16 protein-coding genes and 1 pseudogene are annotated in these 18,513 nt (G+C 55.3%); 12 read left to right on the top strand and 5 right to left on the bottom strand.

The genetic code is table 11. From position 1 onward, the window contains the following. Positions 1-26 precede the first annotated feature (26 nt). From ispG to ABLV30_RS07170, 8 genes are all read left to right on the top strand, one after another. Complete coding sequence (gene ispG / locus ABLV30_RS07205; RefSeq protein ID WP_004104485.1) at positions 27-1,148, top strand: flavodoxin-dependent (E)-4-hydroxy-3-methylbut-2-enyl-diphosphate synthase; 1,122 nt, start codon at positions 27-29, stop codon at positions 1,146-1,148. A gap of 91 nt (positions 1,149-1,239) precedes the next feature. Beyond that, on the top strand, positions 1,240-2,514 hold the full coding sequence (gene hisS / locus ABLV30_RS07200) for a histidine--tRNA ligase (RefSeq protein ID WP_025106604.1): 1,275 nt from the start codon (positions 1,240-1,242) through the stop codon (positions 2,512-2,514). A 34-nt stretch (positions 2,515-2,548) separates the two neighbouring features. Beyond that, complete coding sequence (locus ABLV30_RS07195; protein WP_004853194.1) at positions 2,549-3,169, top strand: YfgM family protein; 621 nt, start codon at positions 2,549-2,551, stop codon at positions 3,167-3,169. Between the two features lie 10 nt (positions 3,170-3,179). Continuing rightward, complete coding sequence (bamB, locus tag ABLV30_RS07190; RefSeq protein WP_004104478.1) at positions 3,180-4,358, top strand: outer membrane protein assembly factor BamB; 1,179 nt, start codon at positions 3,180-3,182, stop codon at positions 4,356-4,358. A 115-nt stretch (positions 4,359-4,473) separates the two neighbouring features. Next, positions 4,474-5,952, top strand: coding sequence for a ribosome biogenesis GTPase Der (gene der, locus ABLV30_RS07185; protein ID WP_014230361.1), 1,479 nt, complete (start codon positions 4,474-4,476; stop codon positions 5,950-5,952). A gap of 158 nt (positions 5,953-6,110) precedes the next feature. Beyond that, positions 6,111-6,488, top strand: a complete 378-nt coding sequence (locus ABLV30_RS07180) for a TonB family protein (RefSeq protein WP_025106606.1) — start codon at positions 6,111-6,113, stop codon at positions 6,486-6,488. A 58-nt stretch (positions 6,489-6,546) separates the two neighbouring features. Continuing rightward, entirely contained in the window at positions 6,547-6,939 is a 393-nt protein-coding gene (locus tag ABLV30_RS07175) for a cell envelope integrity TolA C-terminal domain-containing protein (RefSeq protein WP_048260601.1), read from the top strand. Positions 6,940-7,058: 119 nt separating this feature from the next. Next, positions 7,059-7,274, top strand: coding sequence for a zinc ribbon domain-containing protein (locus ABLV30_RS07170; protein ID WP_004853184.1), 216 nt, complete (start codon positions 7,059-7,061; stop codon positions 7,272-7,274). On the opposite strand, the gene ABLV30_RS07165 is transcribed toward ABLV30_RS07170, so the two are convergent. From ABLV30_RS07165 to xseA, 3 genes and pseudogenes are all read right to left on the bottom strand, one after another. Then, positions 7,271-7,615 (bottom strand): protealysin inhibitor emfourin, encoded by a 345-nt coding sequence (locus tag ABLV30_RS07165; protein WP_009654386.1) that lies wholly within the window; start codon positions 7,613-7,615, stop codon positions 7,271-7,273. The genes ABLV30_RS07170 and ABLV30_RS07165 overlap by 4 nt on opposite strands. Next, positions 7,612-8,640 carry a M4 family metallopeptidase gene (locus ABLV30_RS07160; protein WP_064375075.1) on the bottom strand — a complete coding sequence of 343 codons (1,029 nt, stop codon included), beginning with the start codon at positions 8,638-8,640 and terminating at the stop codon, positions 7,612-7,614. The genes ABLV30_RS07165 and ABLV30_RS07160 overlap by 4 nt, the downstream gene beginning before the upstream one ends. 71 nt (positions 8,641-8,711) lie before the next feature. After that, positions 8,712-10,095 (bottom strand): annotated as a pseudogene (gene xseA / locus ABLV30_RS07155) (exodeoxyribonuclease VII large subunit); the annotation flags it as partial. 158 nt (positions 10,096-10,253) lie between these two features. On the opposite strand from xseA, the gene guaB reads away from it, so the two are divergent. Together guaB and guaA are read left to right on the top strand one after the other, a co-directional pair. Further along, positions 10,254-11,720 (top strand): IMP dehydrogenase, encoded by a 1,467-nt coding sequence (gene guaB, locus ABLV30_RS07150; protein WP_014230355.1) that lies wholly within the window; start codon positions 10,254-10,256, stop codon positions 11,718-11,720. A 68-nt stretch (positions 11,721-11,788) separates the two neighbouring features. Next, entirely contained in the window at positions 11,789-13,366 is a 1,578-nt protein-coding gene (gene guaA / locus ABLV30_RS07145) for a glutamine-hydrolyzing GMP synthase (RefSeq protein WP_200914030.1), read from the top strand. Positions 13,367-13,503: 137 nt separating this feature from the next. On the opposite strand, the gene ABLV30_RS07140 is transcribed toward guaA, so the two are convergent. Further along, a complete protein-coding gene (locus tag ABLV30_RS07140) occupies positions 13,504-14,700 on the bottom strand; it encodes an MFS transporter (RefSeq protein ID WP_025106609.1) in 1,197 nt (398 codons plus the stop codon). Between the two features lie 98 nt (positions 14,701-14,798). Between ABLV30_RS07140 and ABLV30_RS07135 the strand changes: the two genes are divergently transcribed. Next, positions 14,799-15,686 (top strand): LysR family transcriptional regulator, encoded by an 888-nt coding sequence (locus ABLV30_RS07135; RefSeq protein WP_265801314.1) that lies wholly within the window; start codon positions 14,799-14,801, stop codon positions 15,684-15,686. Between the two features lie 14 nt (positions 15,687-15,700). On the opposite strand, the gene ABLV30_RS07130 is transcribed toward ABLV30_RS07135, so the two are convergent. Then, the gene (locus ABLV30_RS07130; RefSeq protein ID WP_009654356.1) at positions 15,701-15,892 is read right to left on the bottom strand and encodes a YfgG family protein; all 192 of its coding nucleotides are present in this window, start codon (positions 15,890-15,892) and stop codon (positions 15,701-15,703) included. A 370-nt stretch (positions 15,893-16,262) separates the two neighbouring features. Between ABLV30_RS07130 and ABLV30_RS07125 the strand changes: the two genes are divergently transcribed. Next, a complete protein-coding gene (locus tag ABLV30_RS07125; RefSeq protein WP_025106610.1) occupies positions 16,263-18,482 on the top strand; it encodes an EAL domain-containing protein in 2,220 nt (739 codons plus the stop codon). Positions 18,483-18,513 lie beyond the last annotated feature (31 nt).

The following is an 18,513-nucleotide window of genomic DNA, read 5'->3' as shown; positions in this document are numbered from 1 at the left end:
CAGACGGGTAACGCGGGAGATTTTTCATGCATAACCAGGCTCCGATTCAACGTAGAAAATCAAAGCGAATTTACGTTGGGAATGTGCCGATTGGCGATGGCGCTCCCATCGCCGTACAGTCGATGACAAACACGCGCACCACCGATGTGGCGGCGACGGTAAATCAAATTAAAGCCCTTGAGCGCGTTGGCGCGGATATCGTGCGCGTTTCGGTACCAACGATGGATGCGGCGGAAGCGTTCAAGCTTATCAAACAGCAGGTTAGCGTACCGCTGGTTGCCGATATCCACTTCGATTACCGCATTGCCCTGAAGGTAGCGGAATACGGCGTTGATTGCCTGCGCATTAACCCGGGCAATATCGGCAACGAAGAGCGTATCCGCATGGTGGTGGACTGCGCTCGCGATAAAAACATCCCTATCCGTATCGGGGTGAATGCCGGTTCTCTGGAAAAAGATCTCCAGGAAAAATACGGTGAACCCACCCCGCAGGCGCTGCTGGAATCGGCAATGCGCCATGTCGATCACCTCGATCGTCTTAACTTCGATCAGTTTAAAGTCAGCGTGAAAGCTTCCGATGTGTTCCTGGCGGTTGAATCCTACCGCCTGCTGGCGAAACAGATCGATCAGCCTCTGCACCTCGGGATCACCGAAGCGGGCGGGGCGCGCAGCGGCGCGGTGAAGTCCGCGATCGGCCTCGGCCTGCTGCTGTCTGAAGGGATCGGCGATACGCTGCGCGTTTCTCTGGCGGCGGATCCGGTTGAAGAGATCAAAGTGGGCTTCGATATTCTCAAGTCGCTGCGCATTCGCTCTCGCGGGATCAACTTCATTGCCTGTCCGACATGTTCACGTCAGGAGTTTGACGTTATCGGTACCGTTAACGCGCTGGAGCAGCGGCTGGAAGATATCATTACGCCGATGGATATTTCGATCATTGGCTGCGTGGTAAACGGTCCCGGCGAGGCGCTGGTTTCCACCCTCGGCGTGACCGGCGGCAACAAGAAAAGCGGCCTGTACGAAGACGGCGTACGTAAAGACAGACTGGATAACGACGATATGATCGATCAGCTGGAAGCGCGTATTCGCGCTAAAGCATCGATGCTTGATGAGGCGCGTCGCATCGATATTCAGCAGGTTGAAGCGAAATAACGTGTTGGGAAGCGATACGCTTCCCGTGTATGATTGAACCTGCGGGCGCGAGGCGCCGGGGTTCATTTTTGTATATATAAAGAGAATAAACGTGGCAAAGAACATTCAAGCCATCCGTGGCATGAACGATTATCTGCCGGGCGAAACCGCTCTCTGGCAGCGCATTGAAGGCTCACTGAAGCAGGTGCTTGGTAGCTACGGTTACAGCGAAATCCGTTTGCCGATTGTAGAGCAGACCCCGTTATTCAAACGCGCTATCGGCGAAGTGACCGACGTGGTTGAAAAAGAGATGTACACCTTTGAGGACCGTAACGGCGATAGCCTGACTCTGCGTCCGGAAGGTACCGCTGGCTGCGTACGCGCCGGCATCGAACATGGTCTCCTGTACAATCAAGAACAGCGCCTGTGGTATATCGGGCCGATGTTCCGCCACGAACGTCCGCAAAAAGGGCGTTATCGCCAGTTCCACCAGATTGGCGCGGAAGCGTTCGGTCTGCAGGGGCCGGATATTGATGCCGAGCTGATTATGCTGACCGCCCGCTGGTGGCGCGAGCTGGGCATCTCCAGCCACGTTGCGCTGGAGCTGAACTCTATCGGTTCGCTGGAGGCTCGCGCTAACTATCGCGACGCGCTGGTGGCCTATCTTGAGCAGTATAAAGATAAGCTGGACGAAGACTGCAAACGCCGCATGTACACTAACCCGCTGCGCGTGCTGGATTCTAAAAACCCGGACGTCCAGGCGCTGCTGAACGACGCCCCGACGCTGGGCGACTATCTTGATGAAGAGTCCAAAGCGCATTTTGCGGGACTTTGCGCGCTGCTGGATGATGCCGGTATCCGCTATACCGTGAATCAGCGTCTGGTGCGCGGTCTCGACTATTACAACCGCACCGTGTTTGAGTGGGTCACCACCAGCCTCGGTTCCCAGGGCACCGTCTGCGCCGGCGGCCGTTACGATGGTCTGGTTGAGCAGCTTGGCGGTCGCGCAACCCCTGGCGTCGGCTTTGCGATGGGGCTGGAACGTCTTGTTTTACTGGTTCAGGCAGTGAATCCGGAATTTAAAGCCGATCCTGTTGTCGATATATACCTGGTAGCCTCCGGAACTGACACCCAGTCCGCAGCAATGCGTCTGGCTGAACAGGTACGCGATGCGTTACCCGGCGTTAAGCTGATGACCAACCACGGCGGCGGCAACTTTAAGAAGCAGTTTGCGCGCGCTGATAAATGGGGCGCTCGCGTTGCGCTGGTGCTGGGCGAATCAGAAATCGCTGACGGAAACGTGGTAGTGAAAGATTTACGCTCAGGAGAGCAAACTACCGTAACGCAGGATAGCGTTGCCGCGCATTTGCGCACACTTCTGGGTTAATCTCCCGGGAATCATTAGTCAGGAGAAGGACTGCGTGGAACTTTACAATAACGAAAACGATCAGGTCGACGCGCTGAAGCGTTTCTTTGCTGAAAATGGCAAGGCGCTGGCCGTTGGGGTGATTTTGGGCGTTGGCGCGCTGGTTGGCTGGCGCTACTGGACCTCCCATCAGTTGGATACCGCCAGAGGCTCGTCCCTGGCTTATGAAAATGCGATTTCCGCCCTCAAATCGGATAAACCAGAAGCGCTGAACGCTGCGCAGAAATTTGCCGCCGACAGCAAAAACACCTATGGTGCGTTTGCTTCTCTTGAGCTGGCGCAGCAGTTTGTCGATAAAAACGACCTGCAGAACGCTGAAAAGCAGCTTCAGCAGGGGCTTACGGCCGCTTCTGATGATAACCTGAAATCGGTTATCAATATGCGTCTTGCTCGCGTCCAGCTGCAGCTTAAGCAGCCTGATGCCGCGCTGAAAACCCTGGATGCCGTGAAAGGCGAAGGCTGGACCGCGATTGTCGCTGACCTGCGCGGCGAGATCCTGCTGAGCAAAGGCGATAAGCAAGGGGCGAAAGCAGCATGGGAAGCGGGCGCGAAAAGCGATGCCTCACCGGCGCTCAGCGAAATGATGCGTATGAAAATAAATAATTTGTCCATCTGAGAGGGACTCGATGCAATTGCGTAAATTACTTCTGCCAGGGCTGCTTTCCGTTACCTTATTGAGCGGCTGTTCGCTGTTTAACAGCGAAGAAGATGTGGTGAAAATGTCGCCACTGCCGACGGTGGAAAACCAGTTTACGCCGTCCACCTCCTGGAGCACCTCCGTTGGCGGCGGTATTGGCGAATTCTACTCTAACCTGCACCCGGCTTTTGCTGATGGCGTTGTGTATGCCGCCGATCGTAAAGGTACCGTTAAAGCCCTTAATTCAGGCGACGGCAAAGAGGTGTGGTCGGTTAATCTGGCAGAGAAAGACGGCTGGTTCTCCCGCGCGCCTGCGCTGCTCTCCGGCGGCGTGACCGTCTCCGGCGGCCACGTTTATATCGGTAGCGAAAAAGCGAAAGTTTATGCGCTGAACACCAGCGACGGTACCGTCGCGTGGGAAGCGAGCGTGGCGGGTGAAGCGATTTCTCGTCCGGTCGTCAGCGACGGCATGGTGCTGATTCATACCACTAACGGTCAGCTTCAGGCGCTGAACGAAGCCGATGGCGCGGTGAAATGGACCGTTAACCTTGATATGCCAGCGCTCTCCCTGCGCGGCGAATCCGCTCCGGCTACCGCCTACGGCGCAGCTATTGTGGGCGGCGACAACGGTCGCGTCAGCGCGGTGCTGATGCAGCAGGGCCAGATGATTTGGCAGCAGCGTATCTCTACCGCGACCGGTCCGACGGAAATCGACCGTCTTAACGACGTCGACACGACGCCGGTTATCGTGAACGGCGTGATTTACGCGCTGGCCTACAACGGCAACCTGACGGCGCTGGATCTGCGCAGCGGCCAGATTATGTGGAAACGCGAGCTGGGTTCAGTGAACGATTTCATTGTCGACGGCAACCGTATTTACCTGGTTGACCAGAATGACCGTCTGCTGGCGCTCACCACCGACGGCGGCGTGACGCTGTGGACGCAAAGCGATCTGCTGCACCGTCTGCTGACGGCGCCTGTGCTGTATAATGGCAATCTGGTTGTTGGCGATAGCGAAGGCTATATGCACTGGGTCAACCCTGAAGATGGTCACTTTGTGGCTCAGCAGAAGGTGGACAGCTCAGGCTTCCTGACCGATCCGGTTGTTGCTGACGGCAAACTGCTGATTCAGGCGAAAGACGGCACGCTGTACGCGATTACGCGTTAACAACAGCGGTAGTCTATTTTTGAGAAACGGCCCCTGGCAGACAGGGGCCGTTTTGGCTTTTTTAAAAACGCCGTGAAAACGGGCGTTGTATCGATTTTTGTATGAGGCATTTAACATGATACCTGTGGTCGCGCTTGTCGGGCGCCCTAACGTTGGAAAATCCACGCTCTTTAACCGCTTAACGCGCACTCGCGATGCGTTGGTCGCGGATTTCCCGGGGCTGACTCGTGACCGTAAGTACGGTCGTGCTGAAGTGGAAGGCCGCGAATTTATCTGTATCGATACCGGCGGGATCGACGGTACCGAAGATGGCGTAGAAACGCGAATGGCGGAACAGTCGCTGCTGGCGATTGAAGAAGCGGACGTGGTGCTGTTTATGGTCGATGCGCGTGCGGGCCTGATGCCGGCGGATTCGGCAATTGCGAAACATCTGCGCTCCCGTGAGAAACCGACTTTCCTGGTGGCAAACAAAACTGACGGTATCGATGCCGATCAGGCGATTGCCGATTTTTGGTCGCTGGGGTTAGGCGAGATTTATCCTATCGCCGCTTCCCATGGCCGCGGCGTCACCAGCCTGCTCGAGCACGTGCTGCTGCCGTGGGTTGACGAGGTGAACCCGCCGGAAGAAGTGGACGAAGACGCGGCATACTGGGCGCAGTTCGAAGCCGAGCAGAACGGCGAAGCGCTTGAAGAGCCGGAAGATGATTTTAACCCGCAGGATCTGCCGATTAAGCTGGCGATTGTGGGCCGCCCGAACGTGGGTAAATCAACGCTCACCAACCGTATCCTGGGTGAAGATCGTGTGGTGGTTTACGATATGCCGGGAACCACTCGCGACAGCATCTACATCCCGATGCAGCGCGATGAGCGTGAATACGTCCTTATCGATACCGCAGGCGTGCGCAAGCGCGGAAAAATTACCGATGTCGTCGAAAAATTCTCGGTGATCAAAACGCTGCAGGCGATTGAAGACGCCAACGTGGTGCTGCTGGTGATTGATGCGCGCGAAGGGATTTCCGATCAGGATCTCTCCCTGCTGGGCTTTATCCTCAACAGCGGTCGTTCGCTGGTGATTGTCGTCAATAAATGGGACGGCCTGAGCCAGGAAGTAAAAGAGCAGGTGAAAGAGACCCTGGACTTCCGTCTGGGCTTTATCGACTTTGCCCGCGTGCACTTTATCTCCGCGCTGCACGGCAGCGGCGTAGGCAATCTGTTTGAATCCGTGCGCGAGGCGTACGACAGCGCAACCCGTCGCGTGGGTACCGCTATGCTGACCCGCATCATGACCATGGCTGCTGAAGACCATCAGCCGCCGCTGGTGCGCGGCCGTCGCGTGAAGCTGAAATATGCCCACGCCGGTGGTTATAACCCGCCGATCGTGGTTATTCACGGTAACCAGGTTAAAGATCTGCCGGATTCTTATAAACGCTACCTGATGAACTACTTCCGTAAATCGCTGGAAGTGATGGGCACGCCGATTCGTATTCAGTTCAAGGAAGGGGAAAACCCGTTTGCCAACAAACGCAATACCCTGACGCCGAACCAGATGCGTAAGCGTAAGCGCTTGATTAAGCACATCAAGAAAAGCAAATAAGCTATCCGCCAGCATCAAAAACCTAAAGCCCGCATCCGCCGGGCTTTTTTATTATCGCCATTGTACATGCGCAGAATAATAATAAACTCGCTTGAGGCCGGGTTATAAATGTGAGAAAAACCAGGGAGGATAAATATTTTTGTGACAATGAGGTCAGAATGAAAAGCCTTTTAACTCTCCTGATGCTGTTTCTTATTCCCATAGCCTGTGCCGCTGAATCACAACCGATTGAACCGCGCGTTAAGCCTGCTTATCCCGCGAAAGCCGAAAAAAAAGGGATACCGGGTCAGGTTAAAGCGCAATTTGACGTTGATGAGAATGGGAGGGTGACTCACGTTCGGTTATTAAGCTCAGATCCTTCCGGAATGTTTGATAATGAAGTCAGGGCCGCAATGGAAAAATGGCGATACATCAAAGGGAAGCCTTCCAGCAATAACATCATTACCATTCATTTCAAGCCGGGGCCGCCTTGCGTAGAGGTGCCAGCGCCAAACCAGCCCGGCAGTATTCAAAGCAGCGGCGTTCCTTTTCGCTAAAGTAGAACGCAGGTAAATGAGCGTAGGGAGAATCGTGTCAAACGATGGGGGCAGGGATATGAAAAAAACAATAGTGATGGTCGGTTTGGTTATTTTAGCCAGCAGCTGTACGCCGTTTCATCCTTCTGACTGCCATAAAACATCAGCGCTTGGGAGCTGTAGCTCCGGACGCTTCAGCGATGACGATAAATATGGCAAACAGGCGAGAGCGATAAAAGAGTCTATTGATTCCCGGTTATCCAATCGCTACGGCTGGACGGGGAAAAAATGCAGAATACATCTGAGATTTAGCGATGAGGGGAAACTGAATAGCGTGACAACGAGTGAAGGTCATAAAGCCTATTGTGCCGCGCTGGTTGATGCCGCTAAACGGGCCACTTTTCCGCCGTTTACCGATAAGCAGGTCTATGATGCTTTTGCTCAGTCCCGATTCAGTATGCAGGGTGAATAAAATTAAAGGCGGCGGACCGCCTGGGGGCGAATAACCTGCTGGAGGATAATGACTGGCAGCAGCCACAGATTGTGCAACCGTGATAAAATAAAGCGATATACCCCTCGTCAGGAGTCACCATGGAATTTGATTGCCCCGTGTGCCATGCGCAGCTTGCTGTGCAGGGCAATAGCGCCCGCTGCGAGCGTTGTGCGAAAGAGTATGTTGTCGAAGCCCGCTGCCCGGACTGCCACAAGCCGCTGGAGGTGTTAAAAGCCTGCGGCGCGGTGGATTATTTTTGCCAGAATGGCCACGGGCTGATTTCGAAAAAACGCGTCGAGTTTGTGCCGATTTAATCTTTATCGCTGACGCAGCCTTCGCCGTCGCGCCAGAGTTCAACCAGTGAATCTGGCGCACGATCCTCCGGAATGAGAATAATCAGGCTGTGGTAGTGCTGCTCGCTGACGATCTGGATGCGAAAAAAACGCTGGTCGCCCCGTCCAGGCGAGTCGGGCTGGCCCGGCGGCTTGCCCAGCGGTAGCGACTGTTGGAGAATCGTCGCAATCCGCTGCTTCTGTTGCTCGTTGAGCTTCGCCACGACGATCTTACGCATCCCGCTGAGCGCCGGGATCCAGGCAACGCCGCCCTCGCGCGCCAGCTCAATCACCGCGTCATCGCTAAGATCGGCAAGATTCATAGCACCACTCCGACCCGCTCCCAGGCCTGAGTAATCGCCTCTGCGGTCTCTTTGCCAGAGCGTTTCTCGCCGTGGCGAATCGTCAGTCTGGCAAAGGCTGAGAAATCGGCGTCTTTTGCCAGAGATTGATCGCACACCGCGTCGTACCAGGCGTATCCCGCTTTCTCCCATGCAAAACCGCCGAGGGCGCTGGCGGCGAGATAAAAGGCGTGATTAGGAATGCCGGAGTTGATATGCACGCCGCCGTTATCCTGCTGGGTATGAACAAAATCTTTCATATGGGCGGGTTGCGGATCTTTGCCAAGGACAGGGTCATCGTATGCGGTACCCGGCTGCGACATTGAGCGCAGACCTTTGCCGTGGATGCCTTTCGCGAGTAGTCCCTCGCCAATGATCCAGTCCGCTTTGTCTGCCGTCTGCTGGCGCTGATACTGTTTGACCAGCGAACCGAAAACATCGGAAAGCGATTCGTTCAGCGCGCCGGATTGTTCGAAATAGATGAGACCGGCTTCGCTCTCCGTCACGCCGTGGCTTAGTTCGTGCGCCACTACGTCAATGGCGATAGTAAAACGATTAAAAATCTCGCCATCCCCGTCGCCAAACACCATTTGTTGGCCGTTCCAGAATGCGTTTTGATATTCGTGACCATAGTGGACGCTGCCGGTGAGCTTCAATCCGCGGTTATCCAGCGAATCGCGCTGGTAGCTCTTCCAGAAGAAATCATGGGTGATGCCGAGATAGTCATAGGCTTCATCAACGGCAACGTCGCCGTTGGAGGGCTGTCCCTCAAAACGGACCTGAGTACCCGGTAGATCCTGGGTCTGCCCGGCATCATAAATGTCGCGTTCAAGCAGGCCCGGCGTGGTGACGTGGGGCGCGGCAGGGCGCCCCGGAACGTGCGCCATCAGGGTCTGAACGTGGCTGAGGGTATTCTGCGCGCAGCGCTGCTGCTGAAGGGAACCACGATCGACAATGCGGCGTAAAATGTAGGGCGGAATTACAAAACGAGGATAAGCATCTGGCATATCACGCTCCTTAGCCGGATAGAACCGTTTAAAAAGGGCATGACAGCAGTATAGTTATCCTCGGTTGAAATGGCAGGCTTATCCGGCTTTTTTGCGAGAACGGGTTTTCTTCACCGGCGTGATGTTCTTCACTTCGCTCTCTACCCAGCCATCGTTCAGACGGGTAGTGAGAACGTCTCCCTCGCGCACCTGTTTCGTTTGTTTCAGCACCTTGCCGTCGCTGGCGGAAGTGACGCTATAGCCGCGGGCCAGCGTCGCCAGCGGGCTGACGGCTTCCAGGTGCGTGACCATATTACCGAAGCGTTCACGTTGCTCGCCAAGACGCGCGCGGATGTTTTCCGCCAGCCGGTATTCCAGCTGTTGAATACGGCTCTGGGCGCGGTGAATTCGCGGCTGTGGGTTTTGTTGATTCAGGCGCTGCGCGGCGCGCTGCTGGCGCTGGTCGGCGCGCTTTATTTGCGTCTCAAGAGCGAAACGCATGCGCTGACGCAATCTTTCAAGCTCCGTTTGCTGACGGGCCAGCCGCAGCTGAGGATGCTGTTGCTGCAGGCGGTGAAAAACCTGGGTAAAGCGACGATGGCGGTTGGCAAGGAAGTAGTCCATCGCCATTTCAAGGCGCTGCTGCACGGACTGGAGCTGGCGCAGCAGCTCCTGCTGGTTGCGGCTGACCATTTCCGCCGCCGCGGAAGGCGTCGGGGCGCGCAGGTCGGCGACAAAATCGGCGATAGTGACGTCAGTCTCATGGCCTACGGCGCTGACGATGGCAATAGGGCTGGCAAAAATCGCCCGCGCCACTCGCTCATCGTTAAAGCTCCATAAATCTTCCAGCGAACCGCCGCCGCGCCCGACAATCAGCACGTCGCATTCCTGGCGCGCGTTGGCCAGCTCAATCGCGCGAACGATCTGCCCCGGCGCATCTTCCCCCTGGACGGCGGTCGGGTAAATAATCACCGGCAGGGAAGGATCGCGGCGCTTGAGCACGTGTAAAATATCGTGCAGCGCAGCACCGGTTTTAGAGGTGATGACGCCGACGCAGTGCGCGGGAGAGGGGAGCGTTTTTTTATGCTGCTGATCGAACAAGCCTTCCGCCGCCAGCGCGGTCTTGAGCTGCTCATACTTCTGCTGAAGCAGACCTTCGCCCGCAGGCTGCATGCTTTCCACGATGATCTGATAATCGCCGCGCGGCTCGTACAGCGTGATATTGGCGCGGACCAGCACCTGCTGCCCGTGCTGCGGACGGAACGTCACGCGGCGGTTGCTGTTGCGGAACATTGCGCAGCGCACCTGGGCGTTATCGTCTTTTAGGGTGAAGTACCAGTGGCCGGAAGAGGGCTGGCTGAAATTGGAAATCTCGCCGCTGATCCATACCTGACCCATTTCACGTTCGAGCAGCAGCCGGACCGACTGATTGAGGCGGCTAACCGTGTAAATTGAGGGGGATTGAGATGGCAACATGTGAGCAAGATCAAATTCTAAATCAGCAGGTTATTCAGTCGATAGTAACCTGCTGGGAGGGGATCGCAAGTATTATTTGCAAAAAAGGGTAGATGCAATCGGTTACGCTCTGTATAATGCCACGGCAATATTTATCCACCCTGGTCGAGATATTGCCCATGCTACGTATCGCTAAAGAAGCCCTGACGTTTGACGACGTCCTCCTCGTTCCCGCTCATTCAACCGTTCTGCCAAATACCGCCGATCTCAGCACTCAGCTGACGAAAACCATTCGTCTGAATATTCCAATGCTCTCTGCTGCAATGGATACCGTGACGGAAGCGCGTCTGGCAATTGCCCTGGCACAGGAAGGCGGCATCGGCTTTATTCATAAAAACATGTCCATCGAGCGCCAGGCGGAAGAAGTTAAGCGCGTGAAGAAGCATGAGTCCGGCGTGGTTACCGACCCGCAGACCGTCCTGCCGACCACCACTCTGCGCGAAGTGAAAGAGCTGACTGAACGCAACGGTTTTGCTGGCTATCCGGTGGTGACCGAAGACAACGAGCTGGTCGGCATCATCACCGGTCGCGACGTGCGTTTCGTCACCGACCTGAATCAGCCGGTGAGCGTTTATATGACGCCGAAAGAGCGTCTGGTGACCGTTCGCGAAGGCGAAAGCCGCGAAGTGGTTTTTGCCAAAATGCATGAAAAACGCGTTGAGAAAGCGCTGGTTGTTGATGACAGCTTCCATCTTCTCGGCATGATCACTGTTAAAGATTTCCAGAAAGCGGAGCGTAAACCAAACGCCTGTAAAGATGAGCAGGGTCGCCTGCGCGTCGGTGCGGCGGTGGGTGCGGGCGCCGGTAACGAAGAGCGCGTGGATGCGCTGGTTGCCGCGGGCGTAGATATTCTGCTGATCGACTCCTCTCACGGCCACTCTGAAGGCGTATTGCAGCGTATCCGCGATACCCGTGCGAAATATCCTGACCTGCAAATCATCGGCGGCAACGTGGCGACCGGCGCGGGCGCACGTGCGCTGGCGGAAGCCGGCTGCAGCGCGGTGAAAGTGGGTATCGGTCCTGGCTCCATCTGTACGACTCGTATCGTGACCGGCGTGGGCGTTCCGCAGATCACCGCCGTTTCTGACGCGGTTGAAGCGCTGGAAGGCACCGGTATCCCGGTTATCGCCGACGGCGGTATTCGTTTCTCCGGCGATATCGCGAAAGCGATTGCCGCAGGCGCAGCCGCCGTCATGGTTGGCTCAATGCTGGCCGGTACCGAAGAGTCCCCGGGTGAAATCGAACTCTATCAGGGCCGTTCGTACAAATCTTACCGTGGTATGGGTTCCCTTGGCGCGATGTCTAAAGGTTCCTCCGATCGCTACTTCCAGACCGATAACGCCGCCGACAAACTGGTACCGGAAGGTATCGAAGGCCGCGTCGCCTATAAAGGCCGCCTGAAAGAGATCATTCACCAGCAGATGGGCGGCCTGCGCTCCTGTATGGGCCTGACCGGTTGTGGTACCATCGACACCCTGCGGACCAAAGCGGAATTCGTGCGCATCAGCGGCGCGGGTATCCAGGAGAGCCACGTTCACGACGTGACTATCACCAAGGAATCCCCGAACTACCGCATGGGCTCCTGATTTTCATCGCCCGGCCACGCGCCGGGCGATTTATTTAACCTGTATCACTTGCCTCGGAATTATCGTCAATGACGGATAACATTCATAAACATCGTATTCTTATCCTGGACTTCGGTTCTCAGTACACCCAGCTGGTTGCGCGTCGCGTTCGTGAATTAGGTGTCTACTGTGAACTGTGGGCATGGGACGTGACTGAAGCTCAAATTCGTGAGTTTAATCCTAACGGCATTATTCTTTCCGGCGGTCCGGAAAGCACCACCGAAGATAACAGCCCGCGCGCGCCGCAGTATGTCTTTGAAGCCGGCGTGCCGGTATTCGGCGTATGCTACGGCATGCAGACCATGGCGATGCAGCTGGGTGGCCACGTTGAAGCCTCTAATGAACGTGAGTTTGGCTATGCGCAGGTTGAAGTGCAGACCAATAGCGCCCTGATTCACGGTATCGAAGATGCGCTGAGCGCGGATGGTAAGCCGATGCTGGACGTCTGGATGAGCCACGGCGACAAAGTCACCGCCATCCCGTCTGACTTCGTCACCGTTGCCAGCACCGAAACCTGCCCGTTCGCCATTATGGCTAACGAAGAGAAGCGCTTCTACGGCGTACAGTTCCACCCGGAAGTCACCCACACCCGTCAGGGTCTGCGCATGCTGGAGCGTTTCGTACGCGATATCTGCCAGTGTGAAGCGCTGTGGACCCCGGCTAAAATTATCGACGATGCCATCGAGCGCATTCGTCAGCAGGTTGGCGACGATAAAGTGATCCTCGGCCTGTCCGGCGGCGTGGATTCCTCCGTGACCGCCATGCTGCTGCACCGCGCCATCGGTAAAAACCTGACCTGCGTCTTTGTGGATAACGGTCTGCTGCGTCTGAATGAAGCCCAGCAGGTTATGGATATGTTTGGCGATCGCTTCGGCCTGAACATCGTTCACGTCGAAGGCGAGGCGCGTTTCCTGGCTGCGCTGGCGGGCGAAAACGATCCGGAAGCGAAGCGTAAAATCATCGGCCGCGTGTTCGTTGAAGTGTTTGACGAAGAAGCGCTGAAGCTGGAAGACGTGAAATGGCTGGCGCAAGGGACCATCTACCCTGACGTCATCGAGTCCGCTGCTTCCGCAACCGGTAAAGCGCACGTCATCAAATCTCACCACAACGTGGGCGGCCTGCCGAAAGAGATGAAGATGGGCCTCGTTGAACCGCTGCGCGAGCTGTTCAAAGATGAAGTGCGTAAGATTGGCCTCGAACTGGGTCTGCCGTACGATATGCTGTACCGCCACCCGTTCCCGGGGCCGGGTCTGGGCGTGCGCGTGCTGGGCGAAGTGAAGAAAGAGTACTGCGACCTGCTGCGCCGCGCGGACGCAATCTTCATTGAAGAGCTGCACAAAGCCGACCTGTACAACAAAGTGAGCCAAGCGTTCACCGTGTTCCTGCCGGTCCGTTCCGTCGGCGTCATGGGCGATGGCCGTAAGTACGACTGGGTCGTTTCCCTGCGTGCGGTTGAAACCATCGACTTTATGACCGCTCACTGGGCGCATCTGCCGTACGATTTCCTCGGCCGCGTATCCAACCGTATCATCAATGAAGTCAACGGTATTTCCCGCGTGGTGTACGACATCAGCGGTAAGCCGCCGGCGACTATTGAGTGGGAATAAACTTTATTCTTTGCGTTAATTGAATAAAAAAATAATGCCATTAATGATTGACGTCATTAATGGCATTTTTCTTAACAAGATCGCCGAATTACGGCATTCCCTGAGACGATGAATACCGATACACCGGGTTTCTACTGTCAACCCCGTTCTTCAATCGCCGCTGGCGTATTCTCCCGCTGACACCATGCAATGGCCATCGCCAGAGCTGCCACCACCAGGGCCAGCGCGGCGGAAACCGCTAAACTGCCCCTTATCCCGAGATGATCATTCAGCCACGCGTAGGCAAACGGCGAGGCGGCGGCCAGCAGCTGCGCGGGAATCAACAGAATACCGGTTCGTCGGGCATAATCCTCGGCGGCAAAAAGCTGCAGCGGCAGAGTAGCTTTAAATACGGTCGTCAGGCCGTTGATCGCGCCGTAACCCAGCACAAATCCGCCGGCCGCCCACGACAGATATGGCCCGCTCAGGCCGAGCGCAAAGCAGAGCGGCATCAACAGGGTGGTCAGTATCGTTAGCCGCAACGGCGTAAGGACAGAACCGGATGCCACTTCGAGAAAGCGCGCGCCGGTTTGCCCAATCCCCCACAGCATTCCCACCGCGACAGGAAGCCCGACGCTGGCGATATACTCGGGGAGATGCGTCGAGGTACCGTTGGAAACAAAGGTTACCAGCGCAATCAGCGACGCGTACAGGAGGGCAGGGCGTTTATCGCGGTGGGAGAGCCGCTGGCGTTGCATTATCCGTTTCGGTGACGGCAGTCTGTGATTTGGCATTTTCCACAGCAGCATCGCGCTAAGCAGGCCAAACAGGGCATAAATCAGCAGCGCATGCCGCCAGTCCATCTGCGTCAACAACCCGGCGCCGAGCGGCCAGAACAGAGCCGAAGCCAGGCCGCCGGCCAGCGTCACGCGCGAGATAGTTAATCTGGCGCTTTGCCCATAGATATTCACCAGCGCGGCGAACAGCGCGTCGTAGAGCGCCAGACGCATCCCGGCGCCGGTCAGAACCCAGGCGGCGAACCAGCCCGGCAGACTCTGGACGTAAGCCATTACCAGGCAGCCCGCTGAAATCATCAGCGTACCCGTGACCACCACCCGTTGGCCCCCAAAGCGGGCCAGTAGCCGGGCGACAAACGGGGAGAGCATCGCCATCATCAGCATGGCGATAGTCAGGCCAAAGTAGATTTCCGTTGCGGCCCAGCCGGTCTCCTGAGCAATAGCTCTGGCGAAAGTGCCGGGCATATAAAATGAGATTCCCCAGTTTATTAGCTGGTTGCACCCGGCGGCAAGCGTGACAGCGCCCGGCGCGGAGAGTGGTTTTGCAGATGTTTTCATGATCGTCCATTTTGTTACGCTGTTGTCGGCAGCATACCCTGCACGCTATTGTGGAGGCAGGCCGGTCCATTTATGACCCTTATAAGAGAAACTTTGTGATGATGACGCTCAATCTGGGAAATCTGGCGACGTTCCGCCTGGTGGTACAGCGCGGAAGCTTTTCCGCCGCAGCTGACCTGCTGGGGCTGTCGCAGCCTGCGGTAAGTCTGCAGGTACGTCAGCTGGAACAATTTCTCCAAACCAGACTGCTTGAGCGAACAGGACGAGGCATCAAAGCGACGGCGGCCGGCATCGCCCTGCTGGCGCACAGCGAGCGGATTGAACTGGCGGTGGGCGCGGCAGTGCAATCGGTTAGCGAATTCAATCGAGAAATCAGCGGCTCGATAACGTTGGGTACCGGGGCGACCGCCTGTATCCACCTGTTACCGCCGCTGCTGCAGAAGCTGCATCAGGATCACCCTCTGCTGACGGTGAGGGTCACGGTTGGCAATACCCTGGAAGTGGTTCGGGCTATCGAGGAGAACCGGCTTGATCTGGGCCTTTGTACGCTTCCGGCGAACGGACGCAGCCTGGCGGTGACGCCAGTTTTAGATGAAGAGTTTGTCGGTATTTTTAGCGATGCTCATGACGACCTGCCCTCGCCGCTGACGCCAGAGGTTCTGCAATCATTGCCGCTAATTGCTTTTGAAGCGGGGAGCGGAACCCGGGATCTGATTGACGGCTGGTTTCGCCATAATGGACTGATGGTCGTGCCAGTCATGCAGTTAGGCAGCATTGAGGCGATTAAGCGCATGGTGCGAGCGGGGCTGGGATACAGCATCGTGCCGCGTATGGCGGTAGAGGATCCGCAGGATCGCGTCGGCCTGAACGTGCAATCGTTGACTCCGCGCCTGTATCGGCAGTTAGGCATCGTCATGCGGCAGGATAAAATCATCAGCAAAGGCATCGCTGAAGTGCTGCGTTTGCTCTCTCAGGCCGGTTGCTGAACAACGTACCGCGCTTATTTTTGTACCGGCGTTTTTAGCGGATCTGAAGGTTCAACGGTGATAGTGGATTGCTGCGATTGCTTTTTGTCCTGATGATGGTACCAGGCACCGATGGAGGAGTAGACAAAGCGTCCAAAGAAGAAGATAAAGCTGATAAGCAGTACGATACGGGTCATGCGACGGTTAAATCGATGTCGTTTACGCATACTGGGTGCCTGACTCACAAAAGGTTCCTTAAAGTATACCCAAAGGATGGGCGATGTGCGTATTAAGGCACAGTAACGCGGAAGGGTCAATTGATGAGGATGTAAAAATCCCAGGGGTAAAACATTAATTAATGTTATATAAGATAATCCTCGTATTTACATGCTTTCTGCTTATCGCAAATTGATGTTAAAAAAAAGACATTATTAATATTAGCGACGTGATTTTTTGATTTATATCAATCGTCTATTCTCACCGACAACTAAAATCACCAGCCAGTTCCGCGTTGTTATTCCTTGCGCGATTATGACGGTTGGTTGGATGCCTGCCTGAATATACCCTGCAGGATTTAGGGTTATCCGTAGAGCATCTATGAACATTATTAAACTTTACAGACGATATCGGGATAAATGGTGGTCGCTGCCGCTCATCTTACCCATCCTTTTACTCCCCCTGGCAAGATGGGCGAACACCGTTGCTGTACTGAATGGTAATGAAGTTTATCTTTACTATTTACCTCTGGCGTTAGTGCTGAGCCTGATGCTGTTTTTCGGCTGGGCTGCTTTACCGGGGATCGTTGTCGGTTTGCTGCTTTCCATTACGCGCGGCATGGCGCTGGAAGATTCCATCGGCGTGATTTTCCATTTTCTTATTCCGACCGTCCTTTGCTGGGGCGGGTATCGCGTTTTTGTCCCGCGAAGACAGCAAATCTCGCATGGCAATGTGCGACTGATGCCTCAGCGATTGTTCTGGCAAATGTTGCTGCCATCGCTGATCTTTCTTATCCTTTCCCAGCTCGCCGAGTATTTGGGGATCCATCCTCGCGCGACCGGGTTGATCGGAGTCAATCCCTTAAGTTTGCGTTCGCTTATCACCTTTCAGGCCCTGATGGCCGGATGCCTGACCGGCGTGCCGCTATGCTACTTTCTGATTCGAATTATCCGCAACCCGCTCTATATTCGGGGTTTTGTTTCTCAGATTCGCCTGCAGATCGATCCGAAAATAAAGTACTTTGAGTTTATTTTATGGGCGGTAGTGCTGTTAATTTTATTAGTTTTGCTATTAATGCCGCTAAGTAGTACGAGCACTATTTTTAGTACAAATTATACCTTGTCCTTGCTTATGCCGGTGATGCTGTGGGGGGCGATGCGTTTTGGCTATCGCTTCATTTCATTGGTCTGGTCCCCTATATTAATTGTTATTATCCACTTTCATTATCAATATCTCCCGCATTCACCGATTTACAGTAATCAGCTGGCTATTATCTCCTCAAGCTATCTGGTGTTTTCATTTATTATCGCCTATATGGCGATGCTGGCGACGCAGCAGAGAATTTTTTATGCGCGTATGCGGCGGATGGCCTTCATTGATCCGGTTGTACGCTTGCCCAATATCCGCGCGCTGAGCCGGGCGTTAAATAAATCCTCCTGGTCAGTACTGTGCTTCTTACGCATTCCCGAGCTGGAAATATTGGGCCGCCATTACGGCGTTCTGTTGCGCATTCAGTACAAGCAGCTGCTGGCCGAGTCGCTTGGCGATCTATTGCAGCCCGGGGAGGATATCTATCAGATGGCCGGGCACGAGCTGGTTATCCATCTGCACAGTGAAGACCATCAGCAGCGAGTCCCCCTGCTGTTTGACCATCTCAAAAAGTTTCGCTTTGTCTGGAACGGTATGCCGCTGCAGCCGCCCGTGGGATTCAGCTATTGCAACGTTCGCTCTCCGGTGATGCATCTGCATTTACTGCTTGGAGAACTCAGCGGCGCGGCTGACCTTTCCCTGGCGACCGGAAGTCCTGAAAATTTACAGCGTCGCGGCGCCATTAATACGCAGCAGGAGCTGAAAGACAAAGTCATGATAATGAATCAGCTGGTGAAGGCGCTGGAGCACGATCGCTTCGTTCTGATGGCACAACCGATCGTCGGCATCCGGGGGGATAGCTATCATGAAGTTCTGCTGAGAATGCTGAACGACAACGATGAAATCATCATGCCGGATGTCTTTTTACCGGTGGCGCACGAGTTTGGACTGTCGGCGCGTATCGATAGCTGGGTCCTCGAACATACGCTGATCTTTATGGACAAGCGGCGCAAAAAGCTTCCTGGAATGCGCCTGGCGATAAATATCTCGCCGTTTTCAGTGAGTAACAGTTATTTTCATCAGCAGGTAAAAACGCTGCTGGAGCATTATGACATTGAACCCTGGCAGATTATTTTTGAGCTGACGGAGAACCATTCACTGACCAATCCCGAGCAGGCGCGGAAAACCCTGGCGCAGCTTCAGGACCTGGGCTGTCGGGTAGCGATTGATGACTTTGGCACCGGCTATGCCAGCTACGCGCGGCTGAAAACGATGAATGCGGATCTGCTGAAAATCGACGGTAGTTTTATTCGTAATCTGGTGACCAGCAGTCTGGACTATCAGGCCGTTGCCTCTATTTGCCTTCTGGCGAGGATGAAAAATATGCAGGTGGTGGCCGAATATGTCGAAACGCCCGAGATTCGGCAGGCTGTGGTTTCGCTGGGGATTGATTATATGCAGGGCTATGATATCGGCAAACCGGCCCCGCTTGAGGCGCTGGTTGAGGATTGATAAGCGAATGGGCCGGACGTCCGGCCCATAT

Source organism: Klebsiella sp. CN_Kp113 (assembly GCF_040064585.1).
Lineage (GTDB): Bacteria > Pseudomonadota > Gammaproteobacteria > Enterobacterales > Enterobacteriaceae > Klebsiella > Klebsiella michiganensis.
Note: the sequence above shows the minus strand (reverse complement) of the source record. Positions and strands in the feature narration are given on the sequence as shown.